Below are 20,626 nucleotides of genomic sequence, written 5' to 3'. Positions count from 1 at the left end.
GATCGAGCGGCGCAGGCAGCGGCCCTGCGGGAATCAGAGTCCCGCAATCCGTGCAATCACCGCCCCCAGCGCCTGGCTGGTGCCGGCCTCTGCGGTCAGCGTGATGCGGCCACTGCCGTGCGCGGTGACCTGCATTTCCATCTTCATGGCTTCCATCACGGCGATCACATCACCGTCTTGCACCAGGTCGCCCTCGGCCACCTTCCAGGCATGCAGGTTGCCCGCAATGGGCGAGGTGACCGCGCCGGCATCCACCGCCACTTCGGGTGCCTTCGCCTGGGCAGTCCCGCCAGACACATTCGCCAGACCCTGCAGCAGCACGGCGGGCAGGCCCAGATTGACGCGGCGGCCGTCGATCTCGATGGCGGTGCGCAGCAAGCTGGCGTCGGGCTGAGGTTCGGCGCGCGCCTGGGCCTGGATCGAGGCGGCCAGCGGCGCGGCAAAGTCGGATTCGATCCAGCGCGTATGCACCTTGAAGCCGTTGGCGCCCACGAAGTCGGGATGGTCGATGACCGCGCGGTGGAACGGCAGCACCGACGCCACGCCTTCGATCTGAAACTCGCGCAACGCACGGCGCGCACGCACAAGTGCCTGCTCGCGGGTGGCTCCGGTCACGATCAGCTTGGCCATGAGCGAGTCGAACGTGCCCGGCACCACCGAGCCCGACTGCACGCCCGTGTCCAGGCGCACGCCGGGGCCCGACGGCGCATCAAAGCGCTGCACCGGGCCGGGGGTGGGCAGAAAGCCCCGGCCCACGTCTTCGGCGTTGATACGAAACTCGATTGAATGGCCCAGCGGCGCGGGCGTCTGCGTCACAGACAGCGGCAGGCCGTCGGCCACACGCAGCTGCTCCACCACCAGGTCCACGCCGGTGGTCTGCTCCGTCACGGGGTGCTCGACCTGCAAGCGGGTGTTGACCTCCAGAAATGAGATGGCGCCGCTCTGGCTGAGCAAAAACTCCACCGTGCCGGCGCTGGTGTAGCCCGCTGCCGCGCAGATGTCGCGCGCCGAGCTGTGGATGCGCTCGCGCTGCGCATCGGTCAAAAATGGCGCGGGGGCTTCTTCCACCAGCTTTTGGTTGCGCCGCTGCAGCGAGCAATCGCGCGTGCCCAGCACTACGACGTTGCCATGGGTGTCTGCCAGCACCTGGGCCTCGATGTGGCGGGGCTTGTCCAGAAACTGCTCGACAAAGCACTCGCCACGGCCAAAGGCCGTCACGGCCTCGCGCACGGCGGAGTCGAACAGCTCGGCCACCTCGTCCATGCGCCAAGCGATCTTCATGCCACGCCCGCCGCCGCCAAAGGCCGCCTTGATGATGATGGGCAGGCCGTGCTGTTCGGCAAACGCCAGCACCTCGCTGGCATCCTTGACTGGGTCGGGCGTTCCCACCACCAAGGGGGCACCCACCTGCAGCGCGATCTTGCGTGCCTGCACCTTGTCGCCCAGCTGGGCGATGGTGGCCGGTGGTGGGCCGATCCAGGCCAGGCCGGCATCGATCACGGCCTGGGCAAAGGCCTGGTTCTCGGACAGAAAGCCGTAGCCGGGATGCACGGCGTCGGCGCCGCTCTTTCGGGCGATCTCCAGCAGCTTGGCAATGTTCAGGTAGGTGTCGGCCGGCCGGTCGCCATCGAGGCCATAGGCTTCATCCGCCATGCGCGCATGCAGCGCGTCGATGTCGGCATTGGCATACACCGCCACCGACTGCACGCCGTAGTCGGCGCAGGCGCGGGCGATGCGGACGGCGATCTCGCCGCGATTGGCAATCAAAACTTTTTTCATGGCATCAAACCTTTCGCCTCGAAAACGTGAAGGGTGGCGAGTTCGCCGTCACCTGCTACGCAGGCACAGCGATGTAGAGAAACGCCCGCGGCGCGGCCGTTTTCGCCGCGATTGGCAAACAAGACTTTTTTCATGGCTGGCTCTTTCAAACGCTGGGCGAAAGCTCTGCAAAGGGGCGAATGGGGTTGAAACGCAACCAGGCCCCGACGGGGATCTGCCCCGCGCGGTCCAGATGGTGGGGCGCCACGGCGCCAATGACGGGATAGCCGCCGGTGAGCGGGTGGTCGGCCAGAAACAGCACGGGCTGGCCGCTGGGCGGCACCTGCAGTGCCCCCAGGGCGGTGCCCTCGCTGGGCAGCTCGCCGGAGATGGCGCGGTCCAGCGGCACCTCGCCCGCCAGGCGCAGGCCCACCCGGTTGGACTGGGGCGTGACCTGCCAGCGCTGGGCGGACAGCCGTGCAATGGCCTCGGCGGTGAACCAGTCGGTGCGCGGGCCCATGACCACGTCCAGCATCACCTCCTGCTCCAGCGTGGGCAGGTCGTCGGCTGCCAGATCGGCGGTGCCCACCACCGCGCCGGCGCTGGCGGGCCGCACGCCCAGCATGTCGCCCACAGACAATGGTGCAGGCCCGACATGGGCCAGGGTGTCGGTGGCGCAGCTGCCCATGACAGCTGCCACATCAAAGCCGCCACGCACGGCCACGTAGCAACGCGCGCCCGCCCGGGGTTGGCCCACGGCCAGGGTGTCGCCATGGGCCAGCGCCACGGGGGCGTGGCGCGGCAGGCTCCAGCGGCGGCCGTCGGCGGTGGTCAGACCCAGGGGCGCGTCGGCACCGGTGACGGCCACCACGATTTCGCCCAGGCTTTGCAGTTGCAGGCCACCACCCACCGTCTCCAGCGCGGCGGCGTTGCTGGCGTTGCCCACCAGCCGGTTGGCGGCCTTGAGAGCGGCCTGGTCCATGGCGCCCGACTCCGACACGCCCTGTCCCGCCTGGCCCTGGCGCCCCAGGTCCTGAAACACGGTGAGCAGGCCGGTGGCGCGCACCCGCAGCGCGGCCTGGTCCGGCGCAAGTGCCTGCGCCGAGCGGTATGTGGCATTTTTTGGGGCTTTTTGGCCTGTAGCCGTTGACTTTATTTCACCTGCAGCTATTGGTTGTGTAGCAATATCCACAAACCGCACGCGGTAACCGGGCTGCAGCAGAGCGGGCTGGGCACGGTCAAGGTCCCACATGGCCAAGGGTGTCACGCCAATGATCTGCCAGCCACCGGGGCTGGCCTGAGGGTAAACGCCGCTGAAGCTGCCCGCCAGGCCCACGGCGCCGGCTGGTATGCGGGTGCGCGGCGTGCTGCGGCGCGGCACGTTCAGGCTGGGGTGGCCACCGCTCAGGTAGGCAAAGCCGGGGGCAAAGCCGGTGAAGGCCACGGTGTATTCGCTGCCGGTGTGGCGGCGCACCACTTCTTCGGGCGTGATGCCCAGGATCTGCGCCACTTCGGCCAGGTCTTCGCCGTCGTAGTGCACGGGGATTTCGACCAGGGTACTGCCGCGCTCGGCGCGCTGCGAGAGATCACGCCCGGCAATACCTTGCACCAGCGCCTCAGCGCTGGTGGCGGAGGGACGATAGCGTATGAGGAGCGTCCGCGCTGCGGGCACCAGCTCTTGCACACCCTGCAGGGGCTCGCGCTGCAGCGAGGCCAGCAGCGCCAAGGTCTGGTCCAGATCGGCCAGCTCGACCAGCAGCGCATTGAGGTTGACGGGAAGAAAACGCAACTTATTTTCCGAAAATAAAGCCGATACCTTCATACGTGGTATGCACTGTCCGGTACGTCAGTGATAAACATGTGTCCGGGCGCATGGGTGACGGCAAAAGGTACGCCCGATGCCATCACAGCCGCTTGGGGTGTCACACCACAGGCCCAAAAAACGGGAATCTCGCCTGACTCGATGCGCACGGCATCACCAAAGTCAGGCTTGCATATGTCGGAAATACCTAAAGCAGCGGGGTCGCCCACATGCACCGGCGCACCGTGCACCGAGGGAAAACGTCCCGAAATCGCGACTGTATCCGCCACCCGATGTGCTGGTATGGGCCGCATGGATACCACCATTTCGCCATGCAGGCGCCCGGCTGGGCGGCACTGGCGATTGGTGCGGTACATGGGCACATTGGAACCATCGGCAATGTGCCGTACTTCAATGCCAGCCTCTTGCAGCGGTGTCTCGAACGTGAAACTGCAACCAATGAGGAACGTCACCAAATCAGTCTGCTCAGCCCACAGCGGTGTAGCATCAGTCAGCTCTTGCGCCAAGCGTCCATTGCGCCACACGCGATACAAAGGAATGTCTGTGCGGATATCCGCATCCTCGGCCAGCAAGGTCTGGTGCGATCCAGCCTCAATCACATCCAGCACGGGGCAAGCTTTGGGATTGCGCTGGGCATAGAGCAAAAAGTCCCAAGCCCAGTCGCGCGGCAGCGCAATCATGTTGGCCTGCGTCATGCCTGGGGCAATACCCGCAGTGGGTTGGACAACCCCTGACCGATAGGTAGCGCGGGCCTGACGGGCCACCGCCACGGCGGTTTCCCGTACCTTTTGCAACGCAAAAATACTCACGCGATGTCTCCCGAAAATCAGGCAAAAGAACGCACGGTCACACCTTCGCGCTCCAGCGCCATGCGCACGGCGCGGGCCATATCCACTGCTGCGGCGTTATCACCGTGTACACAGATGGATTGCGCCTCCACACGGGCAAGACTGCCATCAATGGCTTCCACGACCCCTTCATGCACGAGGCGCAACATGCGCTGCGCAACCATCTCGACATCGTGCAGCACGGCACCTTTTTCGCGGCGGGACACCAGAGTGCCCTGCGGGGTGTAGGCCCGGTCGGCAAAAGCCTCTGCCACCACACGCAGACCCGCATCCTGCGCCCATTTCACCAGGGGCGAGCCCGCCAGCACTACCAGGGCCAGCTCTGGGTTTACGGCACGCACGGCAGCAATCACATCGCGGGCCTGGCGCTCGTCATAGGCTATGGTGTTGTAGAGCGCACCATGCGGCTTCACATATGCCACACGCACCCCAACGGCTGCAGCCAGCCCTTGCAACGCCCCGATCTGGTAGATGATGTCAGCCACCAGATCGGGACTGGCCACATCCATGTTGCGACGACCAAAGCCAACCAGATCCGGATAAGCCACATGGGCCCCCACCGCAACACCCTGCTCTCTGGCCGCACGCAGCGTGGCCAGGATGCCTGCGGGATCGCCAGCATGGAAGCCGCATGCCACGTTGGCGCTGGTCACGATGCGCAGGATGGCCTCGTCGTCACCCATGGTCCAGATGCCAAAGCTCTCGCCCAGGTCACTGTTCAAATCAATCGTTGCCATAGAACCCTTCTCGTCTTACAGCGACAAAAATGCAAAGATGGGGCCAATCGATTTGTAGCCCATCCACCAGGTAAGGACACAGGTAATGGTGCCCAACACCAGCATCCAGCGAGGGTAACGGTACCCCCCCATCAGATCGCTGCGAAACCAGCCCACATACATGAAAAGGCTGAGCCCCAAAGGCAGGATAAGACCATTGAACCCGCCAGCAAACACTAGCAACGCAGCCGGCGCAGTGCCCATGCCCATGTATGCCGCCAACGAAATCAGGATAAATACCACCGTCACACGATTGCGACCAGTCTCAGTCACACTGGGGACAAAGGTGCTGACGAACGATATGGAGGTGTATGCTGCACCGATCACGCTGGTGATGGCTGCAGCCCACAAAATAAGACCGAAGACACGCAGACCGAGAGGCCCCGCTGCCGACTGGAAAGCCTGCGCAGCAGGGTTGGCACCCTTGCCGGACACATCAATTGCCACACCGCTGGCCACCACACCCAGCACGGCCAGGAACAGCACATAACGCATCAGTCCGGTGACAGCAATGCCATTGAGAGCGCCCCTGGAGACTGCCCCCAGGTTTTCTACCCCCACCATGCCTTTGTCGAGCAGGCGGTGTGCGCCAGCATAGGTGATGTAGCCCCCGACCGTACCCCCCACAATGGTGGTGATAGTGGCGAAGTTGATGGTATCGGGCCACACCGTCTGGCGCAGCGCCTCGCCCAGCGGCGGATTGGAGACAAACGCTACAAATGCGGTGAGAGCCACCATCACGATGCCCAGCACAATGATCATGCGGTCAACAGCCACGCCTGCGCGCTTGGATGAGAAGATGCCTATGGCGACCAAGGCGCTCAGCAAACCACCCCACTTGGGATCCAGCCCCAACATTGCATTCAACCCCAGGCCCGCACCAGCGATGTTGCCCACGTTGAACACAAGGCCGCCAAAGATGACCAGCACTGCCAGCAGATGGCCGCTGCCCGGAATCGCAGCATTGGCAAGGTCCGAGGCACGCATCCGTGTCACGGTGATCATGCGCCAGATGTTTATCTGAACCACGAAATCGATCAGGATGGACGCCAGGATTCCGAAGGCGAACGCGGCACCCATGGTCGAGGTGAAGGTGGCCGTCTGGGTGATGAAACCCGGACCAATGGCCGACGTGGCCATTAGAAAAATGGCCGCTAGCAGCGAGGAGCGCCGCTTTTTTGCAAAGTCTTGCGCAGGTGCGGCAAGTTGACTGGTCTCACTCATGGGGGGCCTTCCGGTAAAAATATGGTGACAACTTAACTCAGCAATATACGTGCCAATGTTTAGCAACAAAAAATGAATTGTTCTTCTAGATTTGTCTAATTGTTCAACAACAATTCTGTCGTCATGATAAGTATTTACCCCATAGTGCCGCACAGCAGTTCAGACTGGCACCAATGCGGTGCCATCTACGATCCTGGGCACGAACTACACTTGCCTGGCCGCAAGCACCCCCAACACAAACGCTTTCACCGAATGTCTCCCCCCAACGATCCCCAGCCCAACCTGACAGACCGCATGGCCGAGCTGATCCGCCAGAAGATCGTGCACGGCGAGTTTTCACCCGGCCAGCGCCTGTCAGAAGCGGCCCTGAGTGAAAGCCTGGATATTTCGCGCAACACCCTGCGCGAGGTGTTCCGGCTGCTGACCAAGGAGGGGTTGCTCACGCACGCACCCAACCGGGGCGTGTTTGTGGCCATTCCCAGCATTGCGTCCATCATCGACATCTACCGCGTGCGTCGGCTGATCGAATGCCAGGCGCTGGCGCAGGCCTACCCGCGCCACCCGGCCAAAAAACACCTGCGCCAGGCCGTCGAGATGGCCCAGCGCTGTCGCGATGCCGGCGACTGGCAAGGTGTTGGCACGGCCAACATGGAGTTCCATATGGCGGTTGTCGAGCTGGCCGACAGCGAGCGCCTGAATGTGATGTTTTCACATGTGCTGGCAGAACTGCGGCTTGCCTTTGGCCTGCTCAACGACCCCGAATTTCTGCACATGCCCTATGTGGAGATGAACCTGGACATACTGGAATTGTTCGATGCCGGCAAGCTGCAACAAGCGGCCACGGCGCTCAACGAGTACCTGGTGCACTCAGAACGCATCGTGCTGGCGGTGTATGCGCGGCGCATTACCGACAGCGGCCTGTCCGGGTAAGCGCCGCTGCGCCATGCCGCCGACAAAGCGCAGAACCACAGCGCAGCCGGGCATGGCGGCTGGCGCACCCGCACGAAAACCCGGCCCCAACCGGCTTGGCCAGGCCTTGACCAGCGTCGGGCCTGAACGCCCCGTCAGAAACCAGGCGGCCTGATCAGGGCCGTGGCTTGCGCGCGCCGGGCTTGGCAGCGCCGGTCACACGCGGCGGCAGGCCGGTGTGCTGGGTCAGCAGCCGCCCTTTTTGCGGCATGCCTGGCGTAGCGCCGCCCCTGGCGGGGCCGGGTGTGGCCGCGGCCGCCCTGGTGGCGCCCGGCGTGGAATTGGTGCGCCGTGCGCTCTGGTAGCCCCCATCGGTGAGCGGCTGGAAGGTAGGAATCAGGTGGTGCTTGCCGTTGCCGATCAAATCGGCCCGGCCCATGGCCTTGAGCGCCTCGCGCAGCAGCGGCCAGTTGTTGGGGTCGTGGTAGCGCAAGAACGCCTTGTGCAGGCGGCGGCGCTTTTCGCCGCGCACGATGGGCACCTCCTCGCTGTCGCGCGTGACCTTGCGCAGCGGGTTCTTGCCCGTGTGGTACATCGCCGTGGCACTGGCCATGGGGCTGGGGTAGAAGGCCTGCACCTGGTCGGCACGAAAGCCGTTTTTCTTCAGCCAGATGGCGAGGTTCATCATGTCCTCGTCGCTGGTGCCGGGGTGGGCGGCAATGAAGTAGGGAATCAGGAACTGCTTCTTGCCCGCCTCGGCGGTGTACTTCTCGAACAGCGTCTTGAACTTGTCGTAGTTGCCGATGCCCGGCTTCATCATCTTGGTGAGCGGGCCGGATTCGGTGTGCTCGGGGGCGATCTTCAGGTAGCCGCCCACATGGTGCTGCACCAGCTCTTTCACATACTCGGGCGACTGGATGGCCAGGTCGTAGCGCAGGCCCGAGCCGATCAGGATCTTCTTGATGCCCTTGAGCGCGCGGCCCCGGCGGTAGATCTGGATGAGCGGATCGTGGTTGGTGGTGAGGTTCTGGCAGATGCCGGGGTAGACGCAGCTCGGCTTGCGGCAGGCGGCCTCGATCTCGGGCGTGCGGCAGCCCAGGCGGTACATGTTGGCCGTGGGGCCGCCCAGGTCGGAGATGGTGCCGGTGAAGCCCTGCACCTTGTCGCGGATGTCCTCGATCTCGCGAATCACCGAATCCTCGCTGCGGCTCTGGATGATGCGCCCCTCGTGCTCGGTGATCGAGCAGAAGGTGCAGCCGCCAAAGCAGCCGCGCATGATGTTGATCGAGAAACGGATCATCTCCCACGCCGGGATCTTGGTGGCGCCATCGTGGCGGCCACGCTCGTCGGCATAGCGCGGGTGCGGGTTGCGCGCGTAGGGCAGGTCGAAGATGTGGTCCATCTCGGCCGTGGTCAGCGGAATGGGCGGCGGGTTCAGCCACACATCGCGCGCCGTGGCGCCTTCGCCGTGCGCCTGCACCATGGCGCGGGCATTGCCGGGGTTGGTTTCGAGGTGCATCACGCGGTTGGCGTGGGCATACAGCACCGGGTCGCTCTTGACCTGTTCATAGCTGGGCAGGCGGATCACGCTGCGCTCGCGCGGCGGGCCCTTGTGCTTGCCCTGCACGGCCGGGTTGGGCACGAAGGTGAGCGCATGGGTGGTGCCAGCGGTTTTGGCATCTTTTTGGTCTGCAGCGCTTTCTGCGCCTGCGCCAGCAGCGACTGAAACCGCAGCATCTTCCTTGCTGCAGCTGCCGCCCTGCCCCGCTGCCTGTTCGCTGGTGGTCTGGTAGGGGTTGATGTGTTCGTCCACGCGGCCCGGCAGATCGACGCTGCTGGAGTCGATCTCGAACCAACCCTCGGGCGTGGTGCGGCGCACAAAGGCCGTGCCACGCACGTCGGTGATGTTTTCGACCGGCTCGCGTGCTGCAATGCGGTGCGCGACCTCGACCAGGGCGCGCTCGGCGTTGCCGTACAGCAGCAGATCGCACTTGGAATCGACCACGATGGAGCGGCGCACCTTGTCGCTCCAGTAGTCGTAGTGGGCAATGCGGCGCAGGCTGCCTTCGATGCCGCCCAGCACGATGGGCACGTCCTTGTAGGCCTCGCGGCAGCGCTGGCTGTACACGATGGCGGCGCGGTCGGGGCGCTTGCCGGCCACGTCGCCGGGGGTGTAGGCATCGTCGCTGCGGATCTTGCGATCGGCCGTATAGCGGTTGATCATCGAGTCCATGTTCCCGGCCGTGATGCCCCAGAACAGGTTGGGCTTGCCCAGCGCCTTGAAGGGCTCGGCGCTCTGCCAGTCGGGCTGGGCGATGATGCCCACGCGAAAGCCCTGCGCTTCCAGCGTGCGCCCGATCACCGCCATGCCAAAGCTCGGGTGGTCGATGTAGGCATCACCCGTCACCAGCACCACGTCGCAGCTGTCCCAGCCCAGCTGCTCCATCTCGGCGCGGCTCATCGGCAAAAACGGGGCCGTGCCAAAGCGCTTGGCCCAGTACGGCCGGTAGCTGGTCAAGGGCTTGGCGGCGCGCGCAAAAAAGGAGACGTCAACGGGGGCGTTCATGCGGGGGGTGCGGGCGCCCAGGGTCGTGGCGGGACGCGGTCTTGGTGGGTAACCCACAATTTTACGGCGCCATGCCATTTTTGTCGCCGTACGGGGGACATACCCCTGCCGGGTTTAAGCTCGCACCCTATGCCCCAGACCCTGGCTGCGCCCGCGCACAGCGACATCACCATCAAGAAAAGCCGCTTCATCGGCTGCGTGCAGCCCATGGCCGACCGTGCCAGTGCCCAGGCCCATGTCGATGCGCTCTGGAAGCAACACCCCGGTGCGGCCCACATCTGCTGGGCGCTGCTGGCGGGCGGGCAATCGGCAGCGGTGGACGACGGCGAGCCCAGCGGCACCGCCGGGCGCCCCATGCTGGACGTGCTGCGCCACCAGGACCTCGAAGGCGTGCTGGCCACGGTGGTGCGCTACTTTGGCGGCGTCAAGCTGGGCGCCGGCGGCCTGGTGCGTGCCTACACCGACTGCGTGGCCCAGGCTCTGCTCACGGCGCCCAAGGTGCAGCTTCAGCGCATGGCCACGCTGCAATGCCTGGTGCCCTATGCGCTCGAAGGCCTGCTGCGCCGCGAGATCGAGGCCGCAGGCGCCAAACTGCTGGATGTGCAACACGGCGCGCTCGTCACCCTGCAGCTGCGCCTGCCCGAAACCCAGGCCAGCGCCTTTGTGCAGCGCATGAACGACCAAGGCCAGGGACGCGTCGGCTGGCCCGGTCCAGTGGACTGACCACCTGGTCTTCAAACACGCCATTACAAACACTACACTCGCATACAAATCGACTCCACCCGGCACTCTTGCCACTCCGGGCAAGAAGCAACCCATCCGCCCATGCTGATACACACCAGCCACCAGCCCGCGGCCCGCCAGGCCATTCGCGCCGTGGGTGCCCTTTTGCTGGTGCTGGTGCTGGTCATGGCTCTGCCCTCCCTGCCCGGCATGCGGGGCGTGGCGCACTACCTGCCGCTGCACATGGCGCTGGAGACGCTGGCGATCGTGGTGGCGGCGCTCACGTTTGGCGTGGTCTGGAGCGCAAAGCATGAGCAGTTGCCACGCAACGCGCTGGTGCTGGGTTGCGCCTTCCTGGGCGTGGGCCTCCTCGACTTCGGCCACATGCTGTCGTACAGCGGCATGCCCGACTTCATCACCCCCAACTCCACCGAAAAGGGCATTCATTTCTGGCTGGCCGCACGGCTGCTGAGCGCGCTGACCTTTCTCGCCGTGGCCTGGCTGCCCTGGAGCACCAGCGCCTCGCGGTCCCGCGCATGGTCGCTGCTGGCCATGGTGCTGCTGCTGGTAGCCGCCTTTTACGGACTGTTTTTTCTGGCCCCGCACCTGTTGCCAGAAACCTTTGTCGCCGGCCAGGGGCTCACCACGTTCAAGATCGGCTTCGAATATGCATTGATGGCCCTGTACCTGGCCGCCGCCGCGCTGCTGCTCAGGCACATGCGCCGGCAGCGCAGCTTCAACACCAGCGGCCTGTTTGCCGTGGCGTGCACCATGGCGCTGAGCGAGTTTTTCTTCACGCGCTACACCGGCGTCACCGACATCTACAACACGGTGGGCCACCTCTACAAGGCGCTCGCCTACGTCTTTTTGTACCGCGCTGTGTTTGTCGAAACCGTGCAGCAGCCTTACACCCTGCTGCGCGCATCGCAGCAGCAGCTGCAGGCCACGCTCAACGCCCTGCCCGACACGATGCTGGAGCTCGACGACGAAGGGCGCTACATGGATGTGCGCACAGGCCATGCGGGCAACCTGGCCGCCTCCGCCAGCCTACTGCTGGGCAAGACCCTGCAGGAAGTGCTGCCCGCCGAAGCGGCCGGCATCACCCTGGCCGCCCTGGAAGAAGCACGCCAGCAGGGCTTCTCGCGCGGCCGGATGGTGGCCTTGCAGGTGCCCGATGGCCAACGCTGGTTTGAGCTCTCGGTGGCGCGCAAGGCCCCCCAGCCGGGCCATGGCCAGCGCTTCGTGGTCATCTCGCGCGACATCACCCAGCGCCTGCAGAGCGAAGAGGCCATGCGCAAGCTCTCTCAGGCCGTTGCGCAAAACCCTCTACCCATCGTCATCACCGACTTGCAAGGCCGCATCGAATACGTGAACGACGCCTTCACCCGCTCCAGCGAATACACTGCCGCCGAAGTGCTGGGGAAAAACCCGAGCATCCTGCAATCGGGCAAAATGCCCGCCGCCACCTACCAGGACATGTGGGCCCGGCTCCAGCAAGGCAAATCGTGGCAGGGAGACCTCATCAACCGCAGCAAAAGCGGCCGCGAATACACCGAATCGGTGCTCATCTATCCGGTGCGCAATGCAGAAGGCGAGGTCACCCACTACCTCGCCCACAAAGAAGACGTGACCGAGCGCAAACGGGCCACCGCGCGCATCCAGCAGCTCTCGCACCAAGACCAGCTCACCGGCCTGCCCAACCGCACCATGCTGGGCAAGCACTTTGATTACGCCATCCGCCAAAGCACCGCCCTGGCCGTGCTGTGGATCGACCTGGATCGTTTCAAGGACATCAACGACTCGCTGGGCCACAACGTGGGCGACCTGCTGCTGCTGGAAATCTCCCAGCGCCTGCGCTCCGATCTGCCCGACGACGCCACGCTGTCGCGCCACTCGGGCGATGATTTTGTCGTCCTGCTGCCCCACACCAGCCAGGACGAAGCCGCCAAGCTCTGCACCGGCTTGCTGGACTTGCTGGCGCAGCCGATGCAGGTGGCCGGGCAAGAGATGTTCGTGACCGCATCCATCGGCATCGCCATCTCACCCGATGACGGCCAGCAGCTCGATTCCCTGCTGAAAAACGCCGAAACAGCCATGTACCGCGTCAAGGAAGAAGGGCGCAACAGCTACCGCTTCTTCACGCCCGAGATGCAGGCACATTCCTCCCGCGCGCTGGCCCTGGGCAACGCCCTCAAGCAGGCCCTGCCGCGCGGCGAGCTGCACCTCGTCTACCAGCCGCAGGTGTCGCTGCATGACGGCTGCATCGTCGGCGCCGAAGCCCTGCTGCGCTGGAACCACCCGCAATGGGGCGTGGTGTCGCCGGCCGAATTCATTCCGCTGGCCGAGGCCAACGGTCTCATCGTGCCGATTGGCGAATGGGTGCTGCAGACCGCGCTGCGCCAGCTGCGCACCTGGCTCGACAGTGGCCTGCCGATGATGACCATGGCGGTCAACCTCTCGGCGGTGCAGTTTGGCCAACCCGGGCTGACCGACATGGTGAGCCAGCTGCTGCAGCAAACCGGCGTTCCCCCCGAAGGCCTCGAACTTGAACTGACCGAAGCCGTGGCCATGAAAACCCCCGAAGTCGCCGCCCAGAAGATGCAGGAGCTGAGCCAGCGCGGCATCCGCCTGTCGATCGACGACTTCGGCACCGGCTACTCGTCGCTCAGCTACCTCAAGCGCTTTCACATCAACCAGCTCAAGATCGACCAGTCCTTCGTGCGCGACATCGGCACCGACCCGGACGACCAGGCCATTGCCACCGCCATCGTCCAGATGGCCCACAGCCTGGGCATGACCACCATCGCCGAAGGCGTGGAAACCGCCGAGCAACTGGACTATCTGCGCGCACAGGGCTGCGACCAGGTGCAGGGCTACCACTTCAGCCGCCCGCTGCTGCCCGGGCATTTCGAGGCTTTTGTGCGCACCAACCTGCAGGCACGCCAGCAGACACCCGCGCACGCGGCGCAGGCCGAGGTTCAGGCCCGGCCGGCGGGAACCGCTGCATAAAACACAGCTGCAAGCGATTTTCCAGCCAGCGGCAAAGCCAAAAAACTCCAATCTTCATCGATGCCGGGTGGTTTCGCCCCCCGAACTTCTGTGGCTCCGGCTCGTGCCAGGCGCCGGCTTTTCGGCCCCCACCGCCAGGCGCAATGCCTGTTCGCCTACAAGCCGCCGGCAACTGCGCCCGCACACTTCAGGTTTCCTGGCCCTTTGGGAGACCTCACATGAGCCCATCGCTCGACACCCTCATCATCGGCGCAGGCACGGCGGGCCTGGCCGCCCTGCGTGAAGTGCGCAAGCACACCGACCGCTACCTCATCGTCAACGAAGGCCCCTGGGGCACCACCTGCGCACGGGTGGGCTGCATGCCGTCCAAGGCGCTGATCGAGGCAGCCAACGCCTTCCACCGCCGCCACACCTTCGAAGAATTTGGCCTGCGGGGCGCCAGCGCCTTGACCGCCGACCTGCCCGCCGTGCTGCAACGCGTACGCGCACTGCGCGACGACTTGGTGGCGGGCGCCCTCCAAGCCACCAGCGGACTGGGCAGTGCCCAAATATCGGGACGCGCCACCCTGCTGGGACCGCAGTCGGTGGACATCGACGGCACGGCCTACGCCACGCGCAGCATCATCATCGCCACCGGGTCACGTCCCCGCGTGCCAGAAGAATGGCTGGCGTTTGGCGACCGCATGCTCACCACCGACACGCTGTTCGAGCAGCCCAGCCTCGGCCCCCGCATTGCCGTGATCGGCATGGGCCCGATGGGTGTGGAGATTTCACAAGCCCTTGCCCGGCTGGGCTTGCAAGTGGCTGCATTCACCACCGGCCACACGCTGGCAGGCCTGGGCGACCCGGCACTCAACGCCGAACTGACAGCGCTGCTCAAGCAAGACATGGTGCTGCACATGGGGGCCGAAGCACAACTGCGCGAAGTGCCCGGGGGCATTGAAGTCGCCAGCGGCAGCAACCGCGTGGTGGTGGACCAGGTCATCGCTGCCCTGGGCCGGGTGCCCAATGTCGAGGACCTGGGCCTGGAGACACTGGGCGTGCCCCTGGACCGGCGTGGCTTGCCGACGGTAGACCCGCAAACCCAGCAAATTGGCGACTTGCCGGTGTTTCTGGCCGGCGACGCCAATACCCACATCCCGCTGCTGCACGAGGCTGCCGACGAAGGCCATATCGCGGGCATGAACGCCCTGGCCACGGCACCCACCCGCTTCAGGCGCCGCACCTTGCTGTCCATCGTTTTTGCCGACCCCAACGTCGCCATCGTGGGGCCGCGCATGGTGGACATGGACCCGCACCGCACCATCACCGGCACCGCCAGCTACGCAACGCAAGGCCGCGCCCGCACCGCCCAACGCAACCACGGGCGCCTGTGCATCTACGCAGACCGTGCCACCGGTCGCCTGCTGGGTGCCGAGCTCTGCGCCCCCGATGGAGAGCACCTGGCCCATCTCCTGGCCCTGGCCGTGCAGCAGCAACTGACGGTGCACGACCTGCTGGGCATGCCGTTCTACCACCCCACCCTGGAAGAAGGCCTGCGCACCGCCTTGCGCGATGCGGCCCACCAACTGCCACACACCCGCGCCTCCGACCTGGCCGCCTGCGCGGCCCTGGATGTGCCCGCGCTGGAGTAGCCGACGCCAAGGCCAGGGACCGCTGAACGTGCAACAGCGCTCAAACCGCGCGCAGGCATGCCGATAACCCACCATTGCCCCAAGGAGTCACCAGGGACCTTCGCCTGGGCATCCACGGCTGCTTGCCACGCAAACCAGGTCAGCGCAAACGCGCAGGCGACAGCCCTTCCACCACCACGCCCTCGCGCACCAGTTCTTCGGCCAGCGGCTCGCTGCGCAACAGCTGCCGCGCCAGCAACGAGGCCCCCGCAGCACTCTGGATGCCGTAACCACCCTGCCCGGCCAGCCAGAAGAAGCCGGGCACATGGTTGTCCCAGCCGATCACCATGTCGCCATCGGGCACAAACGAGCGCAGACCCGCCCAGGTGTGCGACGGGCGGCGGATCTGGAAGCGGGTCATTTCCTCGATGTGATAGATGCCGGTGGCCACGTCCAGCTCTTCGGGCACCACGTCGTGCGGATGCGTGGGATCGGCATTGGCGGGTGAACCCAGCAACTGGCCCGCATCGGGCTTGAAGTAGAAGCTCTCGTCGATGCCCACCACGGCGGGCCAGTGGGTGGCGTCCATGCCCTCGGGCACAGGAAAGGTAAACGCCGTGCGCCGGCGCGGCTCCAGTCCGATGGGTGGAACGCCCGCCAGGCCCGCCACCGCATCGACCCAGGCGCCTGCAGCGTTGACGATGGTGGGGGCTGCAAACACGCGCCCGTCGGCCAGCGTCACCTGCCACCCTTCGTCCGCGCGGTGCACGGCCGTCACCTCGGCATGCGTCAGCACCTGGCCGCCACGCTGGCGCAGCCCGCGCAGGTAGCCCTGGTGCAGGGCATTCACGTCAATATCGGCGGCCTCGGGCTCGCTCATTCCTGCAGCCACGGCTTCGGGGTTGAGGCAAGGCAGCATCGCCAGCAAATCGGCCTGCTCCACCCATTTCACATTGGGTGAGGTGGCATGTGCCTCGTCGTAAGTCTGCTTCAGCAGGTCCAGTTGGTCCGGCCCGGCGACATAGACCACGCCCCGGGGCGAGAGGATGGGGTCGGCACCGAACTCGGGTGGCGGCGCATCATAAAAAGCGCGGCTGGCCCGCGTCAGCGCCTGGATATTGGGCGTGCCATAGGTTGCCATGTACAGGGCGGCCGATCGGCCCGTGGTGTGGTAGCCGGGCTGCGATTCGCGTTCCAGCAGCAGCACACGGGCGCCCTGACCTGCGCCGCCGGGCTGCACCAATTGCCAGGCCACGGAGGCCCCGGCAATGCCCGCACCGATCACGATGGTGTCCACGGTTTGCATGGTCAGAGTCTCCTTTTCAAACCGCCGACACCTGCGCCGCCGACGCCGCCCGGTCGTCACGCGGCAGGCTGCGGGCGTCGCGGGGGTCGGGCGCGCTGGTCACGATGGAGGTCAGTGCGGGCTCGGCGCGCGTTTGCATCAGTTGGGCCAGGTCGGGCCGGGGCCGCGCCAGCCCGGCAATGCCCTTGAACGCCCGCTCCAGCGCGTGCCCCGCACCCAGCGTGTGGCGGTCGGCGCGAAAACGGCCCACGATCTGCAGGCCGAACGGCATGCCCACATCGTCCAGCCCGCAGGGCAGGCTCAGCGCCGGGTGGGTGGTGAGCGTGGTCACATAGGTCAGCGCCAGCCAGCGGTAGTAGTTGGCCTGCGGCTCGCCGTTGATGTGGCTGGCGAACAGCTCGGTCCAGGCAAACGGCGACAAGGGCGTGGTCGGCGCCAGGATGATGTCGTAGTCCTCGTACAGCTTCTGGAACCGCGCCAGGATGCGCGTCTGCTCGGCCTGCGCCCAGGCGCTGTCCAGCAGCGTCATGGCGGCGCCCATCTCGTAGTTGGCGCGGGTGTTGGGGCCCAGGCTGGCAGGGTCGCGCTCGTAGGCCTCGCGCGTGCTGGCCACAAAGGCCTCGGCGCGCAGCACGTCAAAGCAGCGGTGCACATCGCCCAGGTCGATGTCGATGGCGTCGCAACGCGCAAACAGGTGCTTCATGGCCTGCACCTTGCGGCGGAACACGGCACGGATGCCGTTGTCCACGGCGCAGGCGCCAAAGTCTTCCGTGCAGGCCACGCGCAGGCGGCTCAAATCGACGGTTTCGGGCAACAGGAAGCCCATCGGGTCCAGCGGGTAGCTCAGCGGGTCGCCGGCCGACATGCCGGCCGATGCGGCCAGCTGCAGGCAGGCTTCCTCCACCGTGCGGCCCATGGGGCCGACCACCGAAATCGGCGTCCAGCCCAGCAGCTTGCGTGAACTGGGCACCACGCCGGGCGACGGCCTGAAACCCACCACCCCGCAGATGGATGCCGGAATGCGCAGCGACCCGCCCGTGTCCGAGCCCGTGCACACCGGCAGCATGTCGCATGCCAGCGCGGCGGCCGAGCCGCCCGACGAGCCCCCGGCGTTCAGGTGGGGGTTGAACGGGTTGCCCGTGGCGCCCCACACCGTGTTGCGCGAGTTCGCGCCCGCACCCATTTCCGGGATATTGGTCTTGCCGGTGACGATGGCGCCCGCCGCGCGCAGCCGCGCCACCAGCACGTTGTCCTCGGCGGGGATGTGCTCGCGGTAGATCTGCGAACCATAGGTGGTCAGCAACCCCGCCGTGGCCTCCAGGTCCTTCACGCCCATGGGCAGGCCATGCAGCAGGCCCAGCGGCTCACCGCGCAGCACCGCCTGCTCGGCGGCCTGGGCCTCGGTGCGGGCGCGGTCGTAGCAGGTGGCGGTAACGGCATTCACATACGGGTTCACGGCCTCGATGCGCGCGATGCAGGCGTCGAGCAGTTCCACCGGAGAAATCTCGCGCGTGCCGATGCGATGGCGCAGTTCATTGGCCGTCATCTCGACCAGGGCTTGGGGGCTGGTTGTCATCTCGGTTTTGTCTCCTGGTTCACAAGACGCTCAGTCTGCGGTGATGCCGGCGCGCTGCGCGATGGCGCGCATCAGCGGCAGTTCCTTGTCGATCAGCTCGGCCAGTGCCTTGGATGGAGCATAGGACGGTTCAAACCCCACGGCGACCATCTTGCCACGCGTTTCGGGGTCTGACACCACCTGGGCCAGGGCCTGCTCCAGCCGCGCCTTCACGGCCGGTGGCAGGCCGCGCGGGGCCACCATGGCCAACCAGGTGTCCATCTCCAGGCCCGGGTAGCCGCTTTCCGCCAGCGTAGGCACCTTGGGCAGCAGGGCCGAGCGCTTGCCGGAAGTCACCGCAATGGCCTTGATCTTGCCGTCCTTGAGCTGCGGCAGCGCGGCCGACACGGTGTCCACCGTGAACGGGATCTGCCCACCGAGCAGGTCGGTCATCGCAGGTGCACTGCCCTTGTAGGGCACATGCTGGATCTTGAGGCCCGCCGCATGGAAGAACATCTCACCCGCAAACTGCGAGGTGGTGCCCGCACCGAACGAGCCATACGAATACTTGTCGGGCGCAGCCTTCACCAGGGCCGCGAACTGCTGCAGATCACTGGCCGGCACATCCTTGTTGGCCAGCAGGATCAGGCCCGTGCGGCCCGTGATGCCGATGGGCTCGAAGCTCTTGACCGGGTCGTAAGACAGCTTGGCGCGCACAGCGGGGTTCACCGTGAACGTGGTGCCAGAGCTCAGGAGCAGCGTATAGCCGTCAGGCGCCGCCCGGGCCACCGACGTGGCCCCAATCACCGTGCCCGCCCCCGCGCGGTTGTCGATCACCACGCTCTGGCCCAGCTTGTCGCCGAGCTTTTTGCCGATCAGGCGGCCCAGTACGTCCGTCGCACCGCCGGGCGGGAACGGAATCACCAGCGTGATGGGCTTGGTGGGAAAAGCCCCTTCCTGCGCCATGGCCGGAGCCCCTGCGGTGGCCCCCAGGGCGGCACAGAGGACGGCAGACAAAAGCAGTTGCTTGCGGTTCATGGCGTGGTTCCAGACAAAAATGACAAGTGGAAAGATAGGGGAAGAAAGAGGAAAGAAGGTGAGCAGCGCTCAGGCCTGCGCCGCCCGCACGGTCCGCCCGCGCTGCACAAAACCCTGGTACTGCACATCAGGCACCAACAGGCCGCCCGTGGTCCACACCAGGTGGGTCGCCTGGTGCAACACGGCGTCGATGCCCGCGCTGCGCAGCCAGGCCTGCCCGGCCGTGGTGCCCATCAGCATGGCCGGGCCACTGAAGCCTGCGGCAGCCGAGGGCTCGATGCGCTCGCCCAGCGTGTCGAGCACCTGCACGAGGTGCGCGAACAAGGTGTCGTCGGCCACAGTGCACACACCCGACAGCAGCGGCTGCATCAGCTCGGCCGCCAGCAGCGAGGCACGCGGCACGGCCAGGCCATCGGCCTCGGTGCGGTTGGTCAGGCCCCAGTCGTATACCGAGGGGTGACCGCCCCCGCCCTGCGTTGAATCGGCCAGCATCTGCACCAGGAAGCACGGCGACTGCACCGGCTCCGCAAAAAAACAGTGCACATGCGGCCCCAGCACCTGCCGCAGGCCAAAGGTGATGCCCGCTGGCGCACCGCCCACGCCACAGGGCAGGTAGACGATGAGCGGGTGCTCGGCATCCACCAACACGCCCTGCTCCACCAGCTGCTTTTGCAGATGCAGCGCCGCAGCACTGTAGCCCAGCAGCAGCGAAAACGATTGCTCGTCGTCCACAAAGTGGCACATCGGGTTGCGGGACGCCTCGGCACGGCCTGCTGCCACAGCACGCTCGTAGTCGCCCGTGTGTTCCACCACCTGCACACCGCGCTGGCGCAGGCGGTCTTTTTTCCATGCTTTCGCGTCGGCTGACATGTGCACCGTGGCCTGAAAACCCAGGGCCGAGGCCACCACGCCAATGCTCAGGCCCAGGTTGCCCGTGGAGCCCACCGCCACCTGGTAGCGGCCCAGCACCTCGCGCGCCGCCGGGGTGGCCAGCGCACGGTAGTCACCGCCGGGCTGTACCAACCCATGCTGCAGTGCCAGCCCCTCGGCCAACTCCAGCACCTCGTGCATGCCGCCCCGGGCCTTGATGGAGCCCGCCACGGGCAGGCTGTGGTCGGCCTTGATGAATAGACGGCCCTGCCCTTCGGCCCAACCCAGCGCGGGTTGCAGCGCGGCGGCAGGCAGGAGCGGTGACTCCACCACGCCCCCGGTGGCCGCCAGCTCGGGAAACACGTCCGCCAGCAGCCCGGCGAAACGGGCGAGGCGCGCAGCGGCCGCATGCGTATCATCCAGACTAATGGTTCTCCCTAATGCGGGCAGCGCGGCGGCGGGCTGCGCCTGCCGTGCCGGGTTGGTCCACAGGGCAGGCAGGGCATTGTGCAGGCGGCTGGCCAGCAGGGCATCCACAGCAATGGAGGGGTCGGCAAATGTCATGGCCAATTTATCTCGATCAGTCTTGCCCACATTCTTCTTCCGTCA

15 protein-coding genes are annotated in these 20,626 nt (G+C 65.9%); 4 read left to right on the top strand and 11 right to left on the bottom strand.

Annotation, left to right across the window (positions count from 1 at the left end; all coding sequences use genetic code 11):
• Positions 1 to 33: 33 nt before the first annotated feature.
• The 6 genes from AC1Q5S_RS14830 to AC1Q5S_RS14805 are packed head-to-tail and all read right to left on the bottom strand — an operon-like array spanning position 34 to position 6,428.
• On the bottom strand, positions 34 to 1,779 hold the full coding sequence (locus AC1Q5S_RS14830; protein WP_303833469.1) for an acetyl/propionyl/methylcrotonyl-CoA carboxylase subunit alpha: 1,746 nt from the start codon (positions 1,777 to 1,779) through the stop codon (positions 34 to 36).
• A complete protein-coding gene (locus AC1Q5S_RS14825) occupies positions 1,776 to 1,913 on the bottom strand; it encodes a hypothetical protein (RefSeq protein WP_303833468.1) in 138 nt (45 codons plus the stop codon). Before AC1Q5S_RS14825 ends, AC1Q5S_RS14830 begins: the two co-directional genes overlap by 4 nt.
• Positions 1,914 to 1,924: 11 nt before the next feature.
• Positions 1,925 to 3,547, bottom strand: coding sequence for a 5-oxoprolinase subunit PxpB (pxpB, locus tag AC1Q5S_RS14820; protein ID WP_422205042.1), 1,623 nt, complete (start codon positions 3,545 to 3,547; stop codon positions 1,925 to 1,927).
• Positions 3,548 to 3,576: 29 nt separating this feature from the next.
• Positions 3,577 to 4,383 (bottom strand): putative hydro-lyase, encoded by an 807-nt coding sequence (locus AC1Q5S_RS14815; RefSeq protein ID WP_422205066.1) that lies wholly within the window; start codon positions 4,381 to 4,383, stop codon positions 3,577 to 3,579.
• 23 nt (positions 4,384 to 4,406) lie between these two features.
• Entirely contained in the window at positions 4,407 to 5,165 is a 759-nt protein-coding gene (locus AC1Q5S_RS14810) for a LamB/YcsF family protein (RefSeq protein ID WP_303833465.1), read from the bottom strand.
• Positions 5,166 to 5,180: 15 nt separating this feature from the next.
• On the bottom strand, positions 5,181 to 6,428 hold the full coding sequence (locus AC1Q5S_RS14805) for an NRAMP family divalent metal transporter (protein WP_492239045.1): 1,248 nt from the start codon (positions 6,426 to 6,428) through the stop codon (positions 5,181 to 5,183).
• Between the two features lie 252 nt (positions 6,429 to 6,680).
• Here AC1Q5S_RS14805 and AC1Q5S_RS14800 point away from each other — a divergent pair, with 252 nt between their 5' ends.
• Entirely contained in the window at positions 6,681 to 7,358 is a 678-nt protein-coding gene (locus AC1Q5S_RS14800; protein WP_303833463.1) for a GntR family transcriptional regulator, read from the top strand.
• A gap of 154 nt (positions 7,359 to 7,512) precedes the next feature.
• On the opposite strand, the gene AC1Q5S_RS14795 is transcribed toward AC1Q5S_RS14800, so the two are convergent.
• Positions 7,513 to 9,903: a YgiQ family radical SAM protein gene (locus tag AC1Q5S_RS14795; protein ID WP_492239044.1), complete on the bottom strand. Its 2,391-nt coding sequence runs from the start codon at positions 9,901 to 9,903 to the stop codon at positions 7,513 to 7,515.
• A 129-nt stretch (positions 9,904 to 10,032) separates the two neighbouring features.
• On the opposite strand from AC1Q5S_RS14795, the gene AC1Q5S_RS14790 reads away from it, so the two are divergent.
• The 3 genes from AC1Q5S_RS14790 (at position 10,033) to AC1Q5S_RS14780 (ending at position 15,269) form a co-directional block, all read left to right on the top strand.
• Positions 10,033 to 10,626, top strand: coding sequence for an IMPACT family protein (locus AC1Q5S_RS14790; protein ID WP_303833461.1), 594 nt, complete (start codon positions 10,033 to 10,035; stop codon positions 10,624 to 10,626).
• 102 nt (positions 10,627 to 10,728) lie between these two features.
• Positions 10,729 to 13,635, top strand: a complete 2,907-nt coding sequence (locus AC1Q5S_RS14785; RefSeq protein WP_303833460.1) for a bifunctional diguanylate cyclase/phosphodiesterase — start codon at positions 10,729 to 10,731, stop codon at positions 13,633 to 13,635.
• A 218-nt stretch (positions 13,636 to 13,853) separates the two neighbouring features.
• Positions 13,854 to 15,269, top strand: a complete 1,416-nt coding sequence (locus AC1Q5S_RS14780; RefSeq protein WP_422205033.1) for a dihydrolipoyl dehydrogenase — start codon at positions 13,854 to 13,856, stop codon at positions 15,267 to 15,269.
• A 139-nt stretch (positions 15,270 to 15,408) separates the two neighbouring features.
• Here AC1Q5S_RS14780 and AC1Q5S_RS14775 read toward each other — a convergent pair whose 3' ends face one another.
• The 4 genes from AC1Q5S_RS14775 to dsdA form a co-directional block, all read right to left on the bottom strand.
• A complete protein-coding gene (locus AC1Q5S_RS14775) occupies positions 15,409 to 16,554 on the bottom strand; it encodes an NAD(P)/FAD-dependent oxidoreductase (RefSeq protein ID WP_303833458.1) in 1,146 nt (381 codons plus the stop codon).
• A 16-nt stretch (positions 16,555 to 16,570) separates the two neighbouring features.
• Positions 16,571 to 18,130 carry an amidase gene (locus AC1Q5S_RS14770; RefSeq protein WP_303833457.1) on the bottom strand — a complete coding sequence of 520 codons (1,560 nt, stop codon included), beginning with the start codon at positions 18,128 to 18,130 and terminating at the stop codon, positions 16,571 to 16,573.
• 30 nt (positions 18,131 to 18,160) lie between these two features.
• Entirely contained in the window at positions 18,161 to 19,147 is a 987-nt protein-coding gene (locus AC1Q5S_RS14765; protein ID WP_303833456.1) for a Bug family tripartite tricarboxylate transporter substrate binding protein, read from the bottom strand.
• Between the two features lie 69 nt (positions 19,148 to 19,216).
• Complete coding sequence (gene dsdA, locus AC1Q5S_RS14760; protein WP_492239043.1) at positions 19,217 to 20,581, bottom strand: D-serine ammonia-lyase; 1,365 nt, start codon at positions 20,579 to 20,581, stop codon at positions 19,217 to 19,219.
• Between the last annotated feature and the right edge of the window lie 45 nt (positions 20,582 to 20,626).

The organism is Acidovorax sp. GW835-FHT14B10 (assembly GCF_058793725.1).
The sequence above is the reverse complement of the archived record's forward strand: the minus strand, read 5'-3'. Positions and strand labels throughout refer to the sequence as shown.